The following is a 16,568-nucleotide window of genomic DNA, read 5'->3' on the forward strand; positions in this document are numbered from 1 at the left end:
GTTTTTATTGGCGAACCGGTGCGCTGCAAAGTGCGGCCTGCAGGGCGGGTTTTTTGATCAAATTGGCAACGTGTTGCTGGAGAGGATGGTGCGGGGAGGGCGGCAGTGAGGCAATTCGTCGCAAGCGGAAGCGGGCGATAATCGAACGGAATGTTCCAGTTGGTTAATTGTTTGTCAGGCAGTGTCGTGCGCAACAAAAAACCCACCGCAAGGGGTGGGTTTTTTGTTTTTACCTGAACAGTCAGCTCTTCGGTGTTGCCGCCGATGCCTGCTGATTGGCCTGCCCGGTCTGCTCGTACCAGCCACCGCCGAGCGCTTTGTACAGGTTGACCTCGCTGGTCAGCTGCGACAGGCGATCGGTGATCAGTGACTGCTGTGCACTGAACAAGTTGCGCTGGGCATCGAGGAAGGTCAGGTTGCTGTCGATACCGATGCGGTAACGGCGTTCGGCCAGGCGGTAGTAATCCTGGTTCGCCTGCACCAGGTCACGTTGCGCCTGCAACTGCTCTTCGAAGGTCTTGCGTGCCGCCAGGCCATCGGAGACTTCCTGGAAGGCGGTCTGGATGGTTTTTTCGTACTTGGCGACGTTGATGTCTTTCTGAATCTTCGAGTAGTCCAGGCTCGCCTTCAGACTGCCGGCGTTGAAGATCGGCAGGTTGATCTGCGGCTGGAACAGCCAGGTCCCCGACCCCCCCTTGAACAGCCCGTCCATGTCCGGGCTCAGGGTGCCGGCGTTGGCGGTCAGGCTGATGCTCGGGAAGAACGCTGCTCGCGCTGCGCCAATGTTGGCGTTGGCGGCCTTGAGCAGGTGTTCGGCCTCCTGGATGTCAGGGCGGCGCTGGAGGATGTCCGACGGCAGGCCAGCCGGCACTTCCGCCAGCTGGTCGGCATCAAGCTCCAGCGGCTTGGGCAGGTTGGCCGGGATGCCGGTACCCACCAGCACGGCCAGGCTGTTGAGGTCTTGGGCAACAAGGCGCTGATACTGCGAATACTTGACCCGTGCCCCTTCCACTGCGGTGCGCGCCTGGCTGAGGTCGAGCGCCGAAGCCACACCGACTTCGTTGCTGCGGCGGGTCAGGTTGTAGCTTTCCTCGTAGGTCTTGAGCGTCTCTTCGGTCAGCTTGAACAGTGCCTGGTCGGCCTGCCAGGTGTAGTAGGCGTTGGCCACGCTGGCCACCAGGGCGATCTGCGTGGAGCGACGCGCCTGCTCACTGGACAGGTAGGTTTCCAAGGCCTGCTCGGTCAGGCTGCGTACGCGGCCGAACAGGTCCAGCTCATAGGCGCTGACGCCTAGCGTGGCCGAGTACTGGCTGGTGATGTTGGCTTCGCCGGTGGTCGACATGTCAGCCGGGACGCGCTGGCGGCTGCCGCTGCCAGTGGCCGAAACCGCCGGGAACAGGTCGGCGCGCTGGATGCGGTACTGCGCGCGGTAAGCGTCAAGATTCAGTGCCGCCACGCGCAGGTCGCGGTTGTTCACCAGCGAAGTCTGGATCAACTGCTGCAGTGCCGGGTCGTGGAAGAACTGGCGCCAGCCCTGTTCGGCGGCGGCCACGTCGGCCGACTCGGTCGGCGAGTACGCAGGGCCTTGCGGCCACTGCGCAGCCACCGGTGCTTCCGGCGTCTGGTAGTCAGGGATCAGCGAGCAGCCGCCGAGAATGAAAGCGGTTACTGCAAGGGACAACAAAGACTTGGTCATTGCCCAGCCTCATAGCGTGGAGTTTCAGGGGTGGCGTCCTTTTCCGGCTTTTTGCTGCCGAACAGCGACGACACTGCGACGAAGAACAACGGTACCCAGAAGATGGCCAGCACGGTCGCACTGATCATGCCGCCGATTACCCCAGTACCGATGGCATGCTGGCTGCCCGCGCCAGCGCCGCTGGAAATGGTCAACGGTACCACGCCGAGGATGAATGCCAGCGAGGTCATGATGATCGGGCGCAGACGCATGCGGCATGCCTCGATCGCTGCGTCATACAGGCTTTTGCCTTGTTCGTGCAGTTCCTTGGCGAATTCCACGATCAGGATCGCGTTCTTCGCCGCCAGGCCGATGGTGGTCAACAGACCGACCAGGAAGTACACGTCATTGGACAGGCCACGCAGGCTGGTGGCGATCAATGCACCGATGATGCCCAGTGGTACTACCAGCACCACGGCGATCGGGATCGACCAGCTTTCATACAGTGCTGCCAGGCACAGGAACACGAACAGGACCGAGAGGGCGAACAGTGCCGGCATTTGCGAGCCGGAGAGCTTTTCCTCGTAGGACATGCCGGTCCAGGAGTAGCCGATGCCGTCCGGCAGTTCGCCAGCGATACGCTCCACCTCGGCCATGGCTTCACCGGTACTGTAGCCTGGGGCCGGTGCACCGAGGATTTCCATCGCCTCGACACCGTTGTAGCGCGACAGCTTGGGCGAACCGTAGGTCCATTCACCGGTGGCGAAGGAGGAGAACGGTACCATCTCGCCTGCACCGTTGCGCACGTACCACTTCTGCAGGTCTTCCGGGCTCATCCGGGCGTTTGGTTCACCCTGGATGTACACCTTCTTGACCCGGCCGCGGTCGATGAAGTCGTTGACGTAGCTGGCACCCAAGGCAATCGACAGGGTGTTGTTGATGTCGGAGATGGTCACGCCCAGGGCGCTGGCACGTTCGTCATCAATGGTCAGCTGGTACTGCGGCTCATCGTTCAGGCCGTTCGGACGCACGGCGCTGAGCACCTTGCTCTGGGCAGCCTTGGCCAGGAACTGGTTGCGCGCTTCCATCAGTTTTGCATGGCCGACACCGCCACGGTCCTGGAGGAATACGTCGAAGCCGGTGGCGTTACCCAACTCCAGTACCGCAGGTGGAGCAAAGGCGAACACCATCGCATCACGGAAGCTGAAGAAGTGCTGCTGGGCACGCTCGGCCAGGCCGAACACGCTGTTCTCCTTGGAGCGTTCGTCCCACGGCTTGAGCATGATGAACGCCATGCCCGAACTTTGCCCGCGACCGGCGAAGTTGAAGCCGTTGACGGTGAACACCGACGATACGGTATCGGCTTCGTCCTCGAGCAGGTACTCACGCATCTGGTCAATCACCACCTGGGTGCGCTCGGCACTGGAACCGGCCGGGGTCTGAACCTGGGCGAACAATACGCCCTGGTCTTCCTCAGGCAGGAACGCGGTAGGGATGCGGGTGAACAGCCAGATCATGCCCACGACAATCAAGGCGTAGCCCAGCAGGAACGGCACCTTGTTGCGCAGGATGGTACCAACGCTGCGCTCGTAGCCGTTTACGCTGCGGTCGAAGTTGCGGTTGAACCAGCCGAAGAAGCCACTTTTGGCCACATGGTGCTCGCCCTTTTTAAGTGGCTTGAGCATGGTGGCGCAAAGCGCCGGGGTGAAGATCAGCGCCACCAGCACCGACAGGCCCATGGCCGAGACGATGGTGATGGAGAATTGACGGTAGATCACACCCGTGGAGCCGCCGAAGAAGGCCATCGGCAGCAGCACTGCCGACAGTACCAGGGCGATACCCACCAGCGCGCCCTGGATCTGCTCCATCGACCGCTTGGTCGCCTCTTTGGGCGGCAAGCCTTCCTCGGACATGACCCGTTCGACGTTCTCCACCACGACGATGGCGTCGTCCACCAGCAAGCCGATGGCCAGGACCATGGCGAACATGGTCAGGGTGTTGATGCTGAAGCCCGCTGCGGCAAGGATGCCGAAGGTACCCAGCAATACCACCGGTACGGTCATGGTGGTAATGATGGTGGCGCGGAAGTTCTGCAGGAACAGGTACATCACCAGGAATACCAGGACCACGGCTTCGATCAGGGTGTGGATAACCCCGCTGATCGATTCGGTGACCACCGGCGTGGTGTCATACGGGAACACCGCCTTGACCCCTGGCGGGAAGAACGGCTCCAGGTCGCTGATGGTCTTGCGCAGGGCCGTGGCGGTATCCAGGGCGTTGGCGCCGGTCGCCAGCTTGACCGCAAGGCCCGAGGCCGGCTTGCCGTTGAACTGGGCGCTGATGGCGTAGTTTTCGCCGCCCAGGCCGACCTGGGCAACATCGCGCAGGCGAACCTGCGAACCGTCGCTGTTGACCTTGAGCAGGATATTTTCGAACTGCTCGGCGGTCTGCAGGCGGGTCTTGCCGATGATGGTGGCGTTCAGCTGGGTGCCCGGCATGGCAGGCAGGCCACCGAGCTGGCCGGACGAGACCTGCACGTTCTGCGCGGCGACCGCGGTTCTGACGTCGACCGGGGTCAGCTGGAACTTGTTCAGCTTGGCCGGATCGAGCCAGATACGCATGGCGTACTGTGCACCGAACACCTGGAAGTCACCGACACCTGCCGTGCGCGAAATCGAGTCCTGCATGTTGGAAACGATGTAGTTGGCCAGGTCATCCTTGGTCATGCTGCCGTCTTCGGACACCAGGCCGATCACCATCAGGAAGTTCTTCACTGCCTTGGTGACGCGGATACCTTGCTGCTGCACTTCCTGCGGCAGCAGTGGGGTGGCCAGGTTCAGCTTGTTCTGTACCTGGACCTGTGCGGTATCAGGGTTGGTGCCCTGCTCGAAGGTGGCGGTGATGGTCATGCTGCCGTCGGAGTTGCTCTCCGAGGACACATAACGCAGGTTGTCGATACCGTTGAGCTGCTGCTCGATCACCTGCACCACGGTGTCCTGCACGGTTTGCGCCGAGGCGCCCGGGTAAGTCACGGAGATGGCGATGGCCGGCGGCGCGATGCTTGGGTACTGGTTGATCGGCAGCTTCAGGATCGACAGAGCGCCGACCAGCATGATCACCAAGGCGATCACCCAGGCGAAGATCGGGCGATCGATAAAGAACTTCGACATGGTTTACTCCGCTTTGGCGTCTGCTTTGGCCGCGCTGGCCTGATCAGGGCTGCCCGGTTTCTTGACGTTGGTGGCATCGCTGACCTTGACCTCGACACCCGGGCGCACGTACTGCAGGCCCTCGGTGATCAGGCGGTCGCCCGGGTTCAGGCCTTCCTCGATCAGCCAGTCGCTACCCAGGGTGCGGCTGGCCTTGAGCTGGCGCAGTTCGACCTTATTCTCCTGGTTGACTACCAGCGCGGTGGGGGCACCCTTGAGGTCACGGGTCACGCCTTGCTGCGGGGCCAGGATGGCATTGCTGTTGACCCCGGCCTTGAGCCGCGCGTGCACGAACATGCCGGGCAGCAGGGTGTGGTCAGGATTGGGGAAGATGGCGCGCAGGGTCACCGAACCTGTGGTCTCGTCGACCGCCACTTCGGAGAACTCCAGGCGACCTTCCTGCTTGAACAGGCTGCCGTCTTCCAGCACCAGCTGGACGGACGCGGCGTTGTCGCCGGACTTCTGCAGCTGGCCACTTTCCAGGTCACGGCGCAGTTTGAGCAACTCGGCGGTGGACTGGGTGACATCGACGTAGATCGGGTCGAGTTGCTGGATGGTGGCCATGGCATTGGTCTGGCCATTGCTCACCAGTGCACCTTCAGTGAACGAAGAGCGACCGATACGACCACTGATCGGTGCCAGTACCTTGGTATAGCGCAGATCGATCTGCGCACTCTTGAGCGCGGCCTCGGCCTGCAATCGTTTGGCATTGGCGTCGTCGTATTCCTGCTTGGACACCGCCTGTTCGTCGATCAGTTGCTTGTAGCGCTCGGCCAGCGAGCGGGTAGCCTGAAGGTTGGCCTGGGCGTTGGCCAGGGTGGCCTCGTATACGGCAGGGTCGATCTGGTACAGCTGCTGACCGGCCTTGACGTCGCTGCCCTCTTTGAATAGGCGCTTGAGAATGATGCCATTGACCTGTGGGCGCACTTCGGCCACGCGATAGGCGCTGGTGCGCCCCGGCAGCTCGGACGTCAGGGTGAAGGCTTGGGGCTGGATTGTCACGACGCCGACCAGAGGAGCCTGTGCTGCGGGCGCGGCTTCTTCTTTCTTACAGCCACTTAGCAGAGTTGCCAGGGCGACGGCGGAAACCAGAGCGGTAACGGCTGGCTTGAATTGCATGAGGATCCTCGGGTCGCTAGAGCAGGGAGACGCTCAAGAGTAATGGAAGAGTCTTGTCAGAAAAAATGCTATCAGGTGGATAAATAGCTTACTAACGAATATACTTACATTCATGGTTGTTTGTAAATACCGTTGGGTAGTACTTGGCTACTATCCGGCCCCTTGATTAGCCCATCCGGAGGCACCCTTCAGAGGTGACCCCGGCGGATTCCCCACAGGCAATGTGCCTGTGGGCCCAGATGAGGTTGTACTGCCATGGTCCGTCGAACCAAAGAAGAAGCCCAGGAAACCCGAACCCAGATCATCGAGGCGGCGGAAAAGGCTTTCTACAAGCGTGGGGTTGCTCGAACCACCCTGGCTGACATCGCCGAACTGGCGGGCGTGACCCGCGGTGCTATCTACTGGCATTTCAACAATAAGGCGGAGTTGGTGCAGGCGCTGCTCGACAGTCTGCACGAGACCCATGACCACTTGGCGCGTGCCAGTGAAAGCGAGGACGAACTGGACCCGCTTGGCTGCATGCGCAAGCTGCTGCTGCAAGTGTTCAATGAGCTTGTGCTCGACGCCCGGACCCGGCGTATCAATGAGATCTTGCATCACAAGTGCGAGTTCACCGATGACATGTGTGAAATTCGCCAGCAGCGCCAAAGCGCGGTGCTGGATTGCCACGAGGGCATTACCCTGGCGTTGGCCAATGCCGTGCGCCGTGAACAGTTGCCGGCCGGGCTTGATGTAGAGCGGGCAGCCGTGGCCCTGTTTGCCTATGTCGATGGCCTGATCGGGCGCTGGTTGCTACTGCCAGACAGCTTCGATTTGCTGCGCGATGCCGAAAAATGGGTGGACACCGGGCTGGATATGCTGCGCTTGAGCCCTGCTTTGCGCAAATGACACTTTGTTAAGGATTGTGAGGGAGTGTTTTCCCTGAGCATTAAGGGATGATTAAAACCTAAGGTGCTCCGCTAGCGCCCGCGCAACTGCCGGTCTGGCAATGCCACTGCCGCCACCAGCCCCAGCAGCGCCACCGTGGCGCTGCCCAGCAACAGGTGCCTGAAGGTCTCCAGCAATCGTGCCTGGGTAGCAGGATTAGCTTCGCCCGCCTGCAGGCTCCCCAGCAACGGATTACCCAGCAATTCGAACCCGCCCTGATGCAGCAGTGCCAGCAGTACGCTGGACATGCATGCCACGCCCATGGCGCCGCCAAGTGAGCGGAACAGGTTGGTCGTGCTGGTGGCCACGCCGATGTCCTTGCTATCGACTGCGCTCTGGGTGCCTACCAGCGATGTCGGGAACTGCAGCCCGCAGGCGATGCCTGTGAACAACATGAAAAGCGCACTGAGTACGCCCGACTGCGGTGGGGTGATGGCCATGGCGAAGATCGCCACCGGCATCAGCAACGCACCGGCGAGGATCTGCGGCTTATAGCGGCCAGTGAAGCTGGTCATGCGCCCGCCGGTGAATGCACCGATGGGCAGGCCGATGGCCAAGGGCAGCAGGTGCAGCGCGGCGCTGTCGGCCCCGGCCCCGGTGATGCCCTGGTAGCGCAGGGGCATCAGCATGGTCAGAGAGATCGATTGGAAACTGGCGAAGAAAATCACCGCCCAGCACAGCACGGCAACCCGGTTACCGAACAGTCCGAGTGGCAGCAACGGCTCCTGGCAACGACGTTCATGCCCGATGAACAAGGCTGTGCCAAGCCCGGCACAGGCGAACAGGGCCACTACGGCAGGCGCAGTCCAGGCATGTCCTTGGCCGACCAGGGTAATGCCCAACAGCAGGCTGCCCAGGCCAAGGATCAGCAACACCGCCCCCAGATAGTCCACCTGGGCCTGACGGCGTTGCACGGGCATACCCTCCAAGGCGCGATGGATGGCCCACAGGGCGACCAGGCCCAAGGGCAGGTTGATCCAGAACACCCAGCGCCACGACAGGTATTCGGTCAGCCACCCACCCAGTACCGGCCCGGCAACACTGGCTGCGGCGTACATGCTGCTGAAATAGCCCTGATAGCGCCCACGCTCGCGCGGCGGCACGAAGTCGCCGATGATCGCCTGGCTCACCGAGACCATTCCGCCCGCACCGATGCCCTGCAGCACCCGCGCCAGCACCAGCTGCTGCATGTCCTGGGCCAGTGCGCAGGCGATGGAGGCCAGTGTGAACAGGCTGATGCCGGTAAGTATCATGCGCCGGCGGCCATACAGGTCCCCCAGCTTGCCATAGATAGGGACCGCCACGGTCATCGCCACCATGTAGCCCGAAATTACCCAGGCCAGCAGCCCGACGTCATTGAACTGGGCGGAGATGGCGGGCAGTGAGACCGCGACGATGGTCTGGTCAAGGGCACCAAGGAAAATGGCCAGCATCAACGCGGTGAGTACGTTGCGCAGGGCGGTCTGGGGGAGGGCGGCGGTCACGGGGGCACCTTGTTTGCGACGGCGGTGACTTTGCTGGCCCGCGGACGGGTCGGCATCAATGCTGCGAGTGTAACCCGACTTAGGTAGCTACCTATGTACTATCTGCATCGCCCATGCAAGATCGGCATTGGCGCATTCATCCAGTGCTGCATGGCCGCGTGATATCGTGCATGTGCCGCAGAGCCTTGAATCCGCGGGTTGCACCAGCTTGGTGCAGCATGATGTCGCAGGATTCCAGTGCCGCTGTATCCCACACCTTTTATTCCTCTGCCTGCATGTCGAGCATGACCGCCCAGATGGCGACGGTTGGAACAGGTCAGGTAGACCCGATTCAGGGGTCGGTAGCAACCGTTCAATTTCACGTATAAGCGGAGTGATCATGCCCAAGGCTTCCCATCAAGATTTGCGTTTTGCCTTCCGCGAGCTGCTCGCTTCAGGTTCCTGCTATCACACGGCCTCCGTGTTCGACCCAATGTCGGCGCGTATTGCCGCTGACCTGGGCTTCGAAGTCGGCATTCTCGGCGGGTCGGTCGCTTCGCTGCAGGTGCTGGCTGCACCAGACTTCGCCCTTATCACACTCAGTGAGTTCGTCGAGCAGGCTACCCGCATCGGCCGTGTGGCCCAGCTGCCGGTGCTCGCCGATGCCGACCACGGTTATGGCAATGCGCTGAATGTCATGCGCACGGTCATCGAACTGGAACGCGCCGGTGTGGCTGCGCTGACCATCGAAGACACGCTGTTGCCGGCCCAGTTCGGGCGCAAGTCCACCGACCTGATCCCGGTCGAGGAGGGGGTTGGCAAGATCCGTGCGGCGCTGGAGGCCCGGGTCGACTCGTCGCTGTCGATCATCGCCCGCACCAACGCTGGCGTACTCAGCACCGAAGAAATCATCGTGCGCACCCAGAGCTACCAGAAGGCCGGTGCCGACGCGATCTGCATGGTGGGCGTCAAAGACTTCGAGCAACTCGAGCAGATTGCCGGGCACCTGAGCGTGCCCCTGATGCTGGTGACCTACGCCAACCCCAACCTGCACGACGATGAGCGCCTGGCGCGCCTTGGCGTGCGGATCGTGGTCGATGGACATGCCGCCTACTTTGCCGCGATCAAGGCCACTTATGACTGCCTGCGCCTGCAGCGCGGCCAGCAGAACAAGTCGGAGAACCTCACGGCCACCGAACTCTCTCACACCTACACCCAGCCTGAGGACTACATCCGCTGGGCCAAGGAATACATGAGCGTTGATGAGTGACCGGCCTGGCGCCGTTCAACCTAACGGACGGCGCTCAAGGTTGCCGTATGCGGCACGCAGTGCGCCTGCTCGCAACTGGCCGCCGAGCTTGGCTGGTTGCGTAGCAGTTCTGCGCGCCAGCAGGCTGAGCCGTACAGCCCTGCGACTGCAGTCAATGCCATGACAAGGGCGACTCTTCTTGATTTGATGCCCATGGTGCTCACCTCCTGTTGCAAAAACAGGTGATACCTCAAGCATAGGTCAATCACCGGTGGACGCTTGACGCAACAGCCCGGTTGCGCGGCAGTTCACAACAAATCTTTATCCCACTCCGGTTCGTCCCTGAACCGCTGCGCCAGAAAATCCAGCATGGTGCGCAAGGTCGCCGGCATATGCTTGCGTGATGTGTACACCGCATTCAGGTTCAGCTCCTGCGGGCGTGCATAAGGCAGCAGGCGCACCAGCTCGCCTGTACGCATGGCCGCGGCAGCCTGGTAAGTCGGCAGCATGGCGACCCCTGCACCGGCCAGTGCCGCCTTCTGCAGGGTCATGGCCTCGTTGGCACTGATATTACCTTCGACCGGCACAGTGATCGGCTGGCCGCCCACTTCGAAATGCCAGACGCTGTGGCCGAAGTAGGCATGAGTCAGGCAATTGTGCTGGCTCAGCTCCTCGACCCGTTGCGGGGTGCCATGCTCATGCAAGTAGGCGGGTGCCGCGCAGACGACTGAGCGGCATACAGTGAGGCGCCGGGCGATGAGGTTAGGGTCCAGGTCGTTGCTGGTGCGGATGGCCAGGTCGATGCGCTCGTCCACCAGGTTGACCGTGCGATCAAGCATCTGCAGCTCGACTTTCACCCCAGGGTAGCGGCGCACATACGCGGCTACCGCATCCACCAGTTGTGCCTGGCCGAATGAGGTACTGACGCTGATGCGCAGGGCGCCACGGGGCGCATCCGCCGGTTGCTGCACGGCGGCCTGCAGGTCGCCGGCCAGTTCCAGCAGATGCCGGCAGCGGGGCAGGGTCTCCAGGCCAGCGGCGGTCAGGCTCAATTTGCGCGTGGTGCGCTGCATCAAGCGTGCGCCAACCCAGTCCTCCAGCTCGGCGAGGTAGCGCGAGACCACAGGGCGGGACAGCTGCAGTTGATCGGCCGCAGCCGACTGGCTGCCCAGGTCGACGACGGTGACAAAAACGCGCATCGCGTTCAGACGGTCCATAATTTGCCCGATTTCAGAAACAAACTATGTTCGAGCATCGCATTTTTTGTCACGGATCGGGCAATTAAGCTGTTGATCATTCTTCTCGAGGACGGTCAAAGAGCATGTCGATATTCACTCCCTTGCGCAGCCTGGTGCTGGCATGTGTCGCCCTGGCTGGCCAGGCCCAGGCTGCCGAGCCGTTGCAACTGGACATTTACAACCCAGGCCATGAGGCCATCTTCCCGGTCAGCTCGGTAATCGTCAGTGGCGAAAAGGACGCCATCCTGGTCGACGCCCAGTTCGGCAAGGCCCAGGCCGAACAGCTGGTGCAACGCCTGCGTGCTGGCGGCAAACACCTGACGACCATCTACATCAGCCATGGCGACCCGGACTACTACTTCGGCCTCGACACCCTGACCCAGGCCTTCCCTGAGGCCAGCGTGGTTGCTTCGGCCGCCACCGTTGCCCATATCCGCCAGACCATGGATGCCAAGCTGGCTTACTGGGGGCCGCAGATGGGCTCCGACAAACCGGCGCGGCTGGTGGTGCCACAGGTGCTCGATGGCAATCGCCTGATGCTGGAGGGGCAGCCGCTCGAAGTCATGGGGCTGGATGGCCCGCAACGTGAACGCAGTTTTGTCTGGATTCCGTCGATCAAGGCGGTGGTGGGTGGGGTGGTGGTCTCCGAAAACATCCATGTGTGGATGGCCGATACCCAGTCAGCCAAGTCGCATGCGGATTGGCTTGGCACGCTCAAGCATATCGAGCAGCTGTCACCGCGTACTGTCGTGCCCGGCCACTACTTGGGGCAGAGCGATCATTCGCTCGATGCCGTGCATTTCACGGCGAGCTACATCCAGGCGTTCGATGTTGAAGCGGCCAAGGCCAAAGACGCCGATGGGCTGATCGCCGCAATGAAGAAGCGTTACCCGGGCCTGGCCGACGAGAGCTCGCTGGAGCTCGGTGCCAAGGTCGCCAAGGGCGAGATGAAGTGGTAATTCCATTCAACTGAAGGAGTGTTCCTCATGAGCAAGATCGCAATCATCGGTGCTACTGGCCGCGCTGGCAGCCAACTGCTGGAAGAGGCGTTGCGCCGCGGGCACAGTGTGCTCGCCATTGCCCGCGACCCTTCGACACTGCAGGGGCGCGCGGGCGTGACCGTGCAGGCGCTCGACGTCAAGGACAGCGCGGCGCTGCAGAAGGCGCTGGCGGGTGTGGATGCGGTGCTGAGCGCTGCGCATTTTTCGACCATCGAGCCGCATGCGATCATCGAGCCGGTCAAGCGTGCGGGCGTCAAACGCCTGTTGGTAGTCGGGGGCGCCGGCAGCCTGCTGTTGCCTTCCGGGCATCGGGTCATCGACAGCCCGGACTTTCCGGAGGCTTACAAGGCCGAGGCCAGCGCCGGTGTACGCTTTCTTGAGGTGCTGCGCCAGGAACAGAACCTGGACTGGACCTTCCTGTCGCCGTCGGCTGAGTTCGTCGAAGGGGAGCGGACAGGGCATTACACCTTGGGCAAGGACCACCTGCTGATCGGCGCCGATGGCAAGAGCTGGATTACCTTTGCCGACTACGCCATTGCCATGCTTGATGAGCTGGAGAAACCGGCGCATTCGCGGCAGCGGTTTACCGTCGGTTACTGAGCCTCGGCACGGCCCTCCAGCCAGTCCATCAGCTCGGCCAGCCCTGCTGGCAAGCTTTTGGACTGGCAGGCCAGGTAATAGGCTTTGCCGGTGGTCACCTTCAACCCGAAGGGCATGCACAAACGCCCGCCGCGCAGGTCATCGCCAATCAATGCCCAATCGCCAATGGCAACCCCAGTGCCCTGGGATGCCATGGCCATGGCCATGTCCAGCGTCTCGAAGTGCTGCTTCGGCCCGTGCAGGTCGAGTGACGCACCGGCCGCTTGCAGCCACAGGCGCCAGTCGTGCTCATCCCGCGATGGGTGCAGCAGCATATGGCGCGCCAGGTCCTCGACCTGCTTCAGTGGCAAAGGCCCAGCCAGTAACGATGGCGCGCAGACCGGCGTGAGTTGCTCATCGAACAGCTTGCGCACCCGCAGCCCATGATTGGGCAAGCTGCCATAGACCACCGCCGCATCGAACCCTTCGCGCCGAAAATCCACGCCATGTTGCACCGTGGTGGTCAGCTCTACCGGCACATCCGGGCGCAGTGCCTGCCATTCCATCAGGCGCGGCAACAGCCAGCGCATCACGCAGGTCGGCGCCTTGAGCTGCAAGGTCGCGCTGCGCCCGCCCACCTCGCGCACACCCTGTTCGATCAAGGCGAACACCTGTTGCACGCGCGGCAGCCAGTCCTGCCCTTCACGCGTCAGGCTCAGGCCGCGGGCCTGACGCTGGAACAAGGCATAACCCAGGTGTTCTTCGAGCCCGGCGATCTGCCGGCTGACGGCGCCCTGGGTGATATGCAGCTGCTGTGCGGCACGGGTGAAGTTGCAATGCTGCGCGGTGACCAGAAAGGTGTGCAGGGCTGGGAGGGGCGGAAGGCGTTTCATCGTCGCAAGCCATGATTAAAGGACATGGCTAGTATGTGTTTTTTTGCCTTGTGGCGATAGCCTTGGGTTGGGTCCAATACGCACAGATTCCAACAAGATCCAAGGTGAAACCGATGGCAACGTGCGGCGAAGTACTGGTCAAACTCCTCGAAGGTTATGGCGTGGACCATGTCTTCGGCATCCCCGGCGTACATACCGTGGAGCTCTACCGAGGGCTGGCGGGCTCGTCCATCCGTCATATCACGCCACGTCACGAGCAGGGCGCTGGCTTCATGGCTGATGGCTACTCGCGTACCCGTGGCAAGCCGGGTGTATGTTTCATCATCACCGGCCCGGGCATGACCAACATCACCACTGCCATGGGCCAGGCTTACGCTGATTCGATCCCGATGCTGGTGATTTCCAGCGTGCAGTCGCGAAGCCAGCTGGGTGGTGGCCGTGGCAAGCTGCACGAGCTACCCAACCAGAGTGCCCTGGTGGCTGGGGTGGCCGCCTTCTCGCAAACCTTGATGAGTGCTGATGACTTGCCGCAGTTACTGGCGCGCGCGTTTGCGGTGTTCGATGGCGCCCGGCCGCGTCCGGTACATATCGAGATTCCGCTGGATGTGCTGGTCGAACCTGCTGACCACCTGCTACCGGGGCGCCCTGTACGCAGCAGCCGTGCGGGCGCCGCGCCGCAGGCTGTGGCACAGATGGCCGAACGCCTGGCCAAGGCACGCAAGCCTTTGATCCTGGCAGGCGGCGGTGCATTGGCTGCTGGCTCTGCGCTGGCACGCATGGCCGAGTACCTGCAGGCCCCTGTGGCTCTGACCATCAATGCCAAGGGCCTGCTGCCCTCTGACCATCCGTTGCAGATCGGGTCGACCCAGTCGCTGGTCGCCACCCGTGCGCTGGTGGCTGAGGCTGATGTAGTGCTGGCGATTGGCACCGAGCTGGCTGAAACCGACTACGACGTGACGTTCAAGGGCGGCTTTGATATCCCCGGCGCACTGCTGCGCATCGACATCGATCCGGACCAGACCGTGCGCAATTACCTGCCGGAGCTGGCGCTGGTCGCCGATGCCGAGCTGGCAGCACAGGCATTGCTCGATGCCTTGCACGACCTGCCACAGCCTGCCCGCGATGGCACGTGGGGGGCGGCACGCGCGCAGCGCCTGCGCACGTCACTGCGGGCTACCTGGGACCAGCCAACCCTGAGCCAGACCCGCCTGCTGACCAGCATTCTGGAACGCTTGCCCAACGCCATCCTGGTGGGCGATTCGACTCAGCCTGTGTACACCGGCAACCTGACCTTGGATATGGATCAGCCACGCCGCTGGTTCAATGCCTCGACCGGTTACGGCACCTTGGGTTATGCACTGCCGGCGGCGATGGGGGCGTGGCTGGGCAGCGCCGAGCAACCGGCCGCGCGTGCTCCGGCGGTTTGCCTCATCGGGGACGGTGGGCTGCAGTTCACCTTGCCGGAGCTGGCCAGTGCAGTGGAGGCGCAGGTGCCGCTGATCGTGCTGCTGTGGAATAACCAGGGCTATGAAGAGATCAAGAAATACATGGTCAATCGTGCCATCGAGCCGGTCGGGGTGGATATCCATACCCCGGACTTCATCGGCGTGGCTCGTGCTTTGGGGGCTGAAGCGGAACAGGTTGGTGATGTGCAGCAGCTGCAGGCGGCCCTGGGGCGTGCTGTAGAGCGCAAGGGGCCGACGTTGATCCAGGTCGATCAGAACCAGTGGCAGGCAGTGGTAGAGGGCTGACCATTCAAACAATCAGCCGGCACTAGCCCGCAACCGCGCTACATCCCGGATCGGTGGCGCGCCATACAGCCGGCTGTACTCGCGGCTGAACTGCGACGGGCTTTCATAACCCACCCGATAACCCGCCACCGCTGCCTCCAGCCCATCGTTGAGCATCAGCCGGCGGGCCTCTTGCAGGCGCAACTGCTTCTGGTACTGCAATGGGCTCATGGAGGTCACGGCCTTGAACCTGTGGTGCAAGGTCGAGGTGCTGAGGTTGACCTCCCGAGCCAGATCCTCGATGCGCAGCGGTTGCTGGTAATTCTGATTGAGCCAGGTGATGGCTTGGCACACCCGGTGCGTCTGGCTGTTGGCCAGGGCAATTTCATACAGGCGGTAGCCCTGAGAACCACGCAGCAGTCGGTAAAGGATTTCCCGGCGGATCAGCGGCGCGAGCATGGCAATGTCACGCGGGGAGTCCAGCAGGCGAATCAGGCGCAGCAGTGCGTCGAGCAGTTGCGGATCTGTCCTTTCCACATACAGGCCGCGACCTGAGGGCAGATTGGGTACCAGCATCGGCCCGCTTTCGGCAATCAACTGGCTGATCTCGGCCGGGTCAAGGTCCAGGCGCAGGCCCAGGCTGGGGTTTTCCGGGCTGGCATCGAGCTTGGCACCGCTGAGCGGCAGGGTCACCGACACCACCATGTAATGCAGCGGGTCGTAGGCATACTGCTCGTCGCCCAGAAACAGGCTTTTGCTGCCTTGGGCGAGGACGCACAGGGCAGGCTGGGCCAGGGTTGGCACCGAGCGCACGTTCTCGGTGTAGCGCACCAGGTACAGATCATCGATGGCCGACGCGGGGCCGTGGGCTTCGCCGGCATGGCGCCCGATCAGCTCGGCCAGTTCCTGGCGCTGCACTTCCAGGGTCGGATCAATGGACGGGGCGGTGGTCATGATGGCTTTCCTCTGCTGACCGACGCAGCATAGGTTTGGGCAATGGCGGGCGCTAGTCCAAAGCTGCACGTCGATTGCCTGATCCTGCCGCACGGCAGGATCAGGCAATCGACGTGCAGTAATGGCCTAACGCGCCGCGCGGGCGCGCCACTAACCTTGGCAGCCTGGTTTTCCCGTCCGTCTGCTCCAAGGAGATCGTGCAATGGCCCTTCTACAACCGGTCACCCATTTGGCTTTCATCCGTGCCAGCAGCGGTCGTTCGGCGGAGCTCGGCGCGCGTCTGCGGGACCTGCTCGAACCGTCGCTGAGCGCGCCTGGCTGCCTAAGCTTTACCGTACAGCGCTCGCAGGCCGATGCCGATCTGTGGCTGCTCAGCGGGAGTTGGCGTGACCAGCAGGCGATGACAGGTTATTTCGAGTCGCCGACTTTGCAGGTGTTTGGCGAGCTGGTGCAGGCCCAGGTGGTCAGCAGCCTGGATCTGCATACCTTCGGTTGAATGCCGCGCCGCGCGGGGTAGAATGCCGCCCCTCG

13 protein-coding genes are annotated in these 16,568 nt (G+C 62.4%); 6 read left to right on the forward strand and 7 right to left on the reverse strand.

Features of this window, described 5'->3' with window-relative positions; genetic code table 11:
• Positions 1–241: 241 nt before the first annotated feature.
• Genes JET17_RS05180 through ttgA form a run of 3 tightly spaced genes read right to left on the reverse strand, consistent with a single transcriptional unit; the run spans position 242 to position 6,003 of the window.
• Positions 242–1,696: an AdeC/AdeK/OprM family multidrug efflux complex outer membrane factor gene (locus JET17_RS05180; protein WP_012312945.1), complete on the reverse strand. Its 1,455-nt coding sequence runs from the start codon at positions 1,694–1,696 to the stop codon at positions 242–244.
• Positions 1,693–4,845 carry a multidrug efflux RND transporter permease subunit TtgB gene (ttgB, locus tag JET17_RS05185; protein WP_012312946.1) on the reverse strand — a complete coding sequence of 1,051 codons (3,153 nt, stop codon included), beginning with the start codon at positions 4,843–4,845 and terminating at the stop codon, positions 1,693–1,695. The genes JET17_RS05180 and ttgB overlap by 4 nt, the downstream gene beginning before the upstream one ends.
• A 3-nt stretch (positions 4,846–4,848) precedes the next feature.
• Complete coding sequence (gene ttgA, locus JET17_RS05190; RefSeq protein WP_012312947.1) at positions 4,849–6,003, reverse strand: toluene efflux RND transporter periplasmic adaptor subunit TtgA; 1,155 nt, start codon at positions 6,001–6,003, stop codon at positions 4,849–4,851.
• Between the two features lie 255 nt (positions 6,004–6,258).
• Here ttgA and ttgR point away from each other — a divergent pair, with 255 nt between their 5' ends.
• Complete coding sequence (ttgR, locus tag JET17_RS05195) at positions 6,259–6,891, forward strand: efflux transport transcriptional regulator TtgR (RefSeq protein WP_012312948.1); 633 nt, start codon at positions 6,259–6,261, stop codon at positions 6,889–6,891.
• Between the two features lie 71 nt (positions 6,892–6,962).
• Here the strand turns inward: ttgR and JET17_RS05200 are convergent, their stop codons facing one another.
• Positions 6,963–8,414, reverse strand: a complete 1,452-nt coding sequence (locus JET17_RS05200) for an MDR family MFS transporter (protein ID WP_012312949.1) — start codon at positions 8,412–8,414, stop codon at positions 6,963–6,965.
• Positions 8,415–8,793: 379 nt separating this feature from the next.
• Between JET17_RS05200 and JET17_RS05205 the strand changes: the two genes are divergently transcribed.
• Entirely contained in the window at positions 8,794–9,663 is an 870-nt protein-coding gene (locus JET17_RS05205) for an isocitrate lyase/PEP mutase family protein (protein WP_012312950.1), read from the forward strand.
• A gap of 287 nt (positions 9,664–9,950) precedes the next feature.
• Here JET17_RS05205 and JET17_RS05210 read toward each other — a convergent pair whose 3' ends face one another.
• Entirely contained in the window at positions 9,951–10,859 is a 909-nt protein-coding gene (locus tag JET17_RS05210) for a LysR family transcriptional regulator (RefSeq protein ID WP_012312952.1), read from the reverse strand.
• 104 nt (positions 10,860–10,963) lie between these two features.
• Between JET17_RS05210 and JET17_RS05215 the strand changes: the two genes are divergently transcribed.
• On the forward strand, positions 10,964–11,839 hold the full coding sequence (locus JET17_RS05215; protein WP_012312953.1) for an MBL fold metallo-hydrolase: 876 nt from the start codon (positions 10,964–10,966) through the stop codon (positions 11,837–11,839).
• Positions 11,840–11,866: 27 nt separating this feature from the next.
• The gene (locus JET17_RS05220; RefSeq protein WP_012312954.1) at positions 11,867–12,481 is read left to right on the forward strand and encodes an NAD(P)-dependent oxidoreductase; all 615 of its coding nucleotides are present in this window, start codon (positions 11,867–11,869) and stop codon (positions 12,479–12,481) included.
• Here JET17_RS05220 and JET17_RS05225 read toward each other — a convergent pair.
• Positions 12,475–13,353 carry a LysR substrate-binding domain-containing protein gene (locus tag JET17_RS05225; RefSeq protein WP_012312955.1) on the reverse strand — a complete coding sequence of 293 codons (879 nt, stop codon included), beginning with the start codon at positions 13,351–13,353 and terminating at the stop codon, positions 12,475–12,477. The two genes, JET17_RS05220 and JET17_RS05225, sit on opposite strands and share 7 nt — an antisense overlap.
• A gap of 113 nt (positions 13,354–13,466) precedes the next feature.
• On the opposite strand from JET17_RS05225, the gene JET17_RS05230 reads away from it, so the two are divergent.
• A complete protein-coding gene (locus tag JET17_RS05230) occupies positions 13,467–15,104 on the forward strand; it encodes a 5-guanidino-2-oxopentanoate decarboxylase (protein ID WP_012312956.1) in 1,638 nt (545 codons plus the stop codon).
• Positions 15,105–15,116: 12 nt separating this feature from the next.
• Here JET17_RS05230 and JET17_RS05235 read toward each other — a convergent pair whose 3' ends face one another.
• Positions 15,117–16,037, reverse strand: coding sequence for an AraC family transcriptional regulator (locus tag JET17_RS05235; RefSeq protein WP_012312957.1), 921 nt, complete (start codon positions 16,035–16,037; stop codon positions 15,117–15,119).
• Between the two features lie 202 nt (positions 16,038–16,239).
• Between JET17_RS05235 and JET17_RS05240 the strand changes: the two genes are divergently transcribed.
• Positions 16,240–16,533 (forward strand): putative quinol monooxygenase, encoded by a 294-nt coding sequence (locus tag JET17_RS05240; protein ID WP_012312958.1) that lies wholly within the window; start codon positions 16,240–16,242, stop codon positions 16,531–16,533.
• Positions 16,534–16,568 lie beyond the last annotated feature (35 nt).

The organism is Pseudomonas putida, from assembly GCF_016406145.1.
GTDB classification, from domain to species: domain Bacteria; phylum Pseudomonadota; class Gammaproteobacteria; order Pseudomonadales; family Pseudomonadaceae; genus Aquipseudomonas; species Aquipseudomonas putida_E.

What these genes read in the sequence shown, in the direction of transcription:
- ttgA (WP_012312947.1), bottom strand. Translation starts at nt 6,003, where the DNA reads ATGCAATTCAAGCCAGCCGTTACCGCTCTGGTTTCCGCCGTCGCCCTG.
- JET17_RS05240 (WP_012312958.1), top strand. Translation starts at nt 16,240, where the DNA reads ATGGCCCTTCTACAACCGGTCACCCATTTGGCTTTCATCCGTGCCAGC.
- JET17_RS05235 (WP_012312957.1), bottom strand. Translation starts at nt 16,037, where the DNA reads ATGACCACCGCCCCGTCCATTGATCCGACCCTGGAAGTGCAGCGCCAG.
- JET17_RS05210 (WP_012312952.1), bottom strand. Translation starts at nt 10,859, where the DNA reads ATGGACCGTCTGAACGCGATGCGCGTTTTTGTCACCGTCGTCGACCTG.
- JET17_RS05205 (WP_012312950.1), top strand. Translation starts at nt 8,794, where the DNA reads ATGCCCAAGGCTTCCCATCAAGATTTGCGTTTTGCCTTCCGCGAGCTG.
- JET17_RS05225 (WP_012312955.1), bottom strand. Translation starts at nt 13,353, where the DNA reads ATGAAACGCCTTCCGCCCCTCCCAGCCCTGCACACCTTTCTGGTCACC.
- JET17_RS05180 (WP_012312945.1), bottom strand. Translation starts at nt 1,696, where the DNA reads ATGACCAAGTCTTTGTTGTCCCTTGCAGTAACCGCTTTCATTCTCGGC.
- JET17_RS05230 (WP_012312956.1), top strand. Translation starts at nt 13,467, where the DNA reads ATGGCAACGTGCGGCGAAGTACTGGTCAAACTCCTCGAAGGTTATGGC.
- JET17_RS05215 (WP_012312953.1), top strand. Translation starts at nt 10,964, where the DNA reads ATGTCGATATTCACTCCCTTGCGCAGCCTGGTGCTGGCATGTGTCGCC.
- ttgB (WP_012312946.1), bottom strand. Translation starts at nt 4,845, where the DNA reads ATGTCGAAGTTCTTTATCGATCGCCCGATCTTCGCCTGGGTGATCGCC.
- JET17_RS05220 (WP_012312954.1), top strand. Translation starts at nt 11,867, where the DNA reads ATGAGCAAGATCGCAATCATCGGTGCTACTGGCCGCGCTGGCAGCCAA.
- ttgR (WP_012312948.1), top strand. Translation starts at nt 6,259, where the DNA reads ATGGTCCGTCGAACCAAAGAAGAAGCCCAGGAAACCCGAACCCAGATC.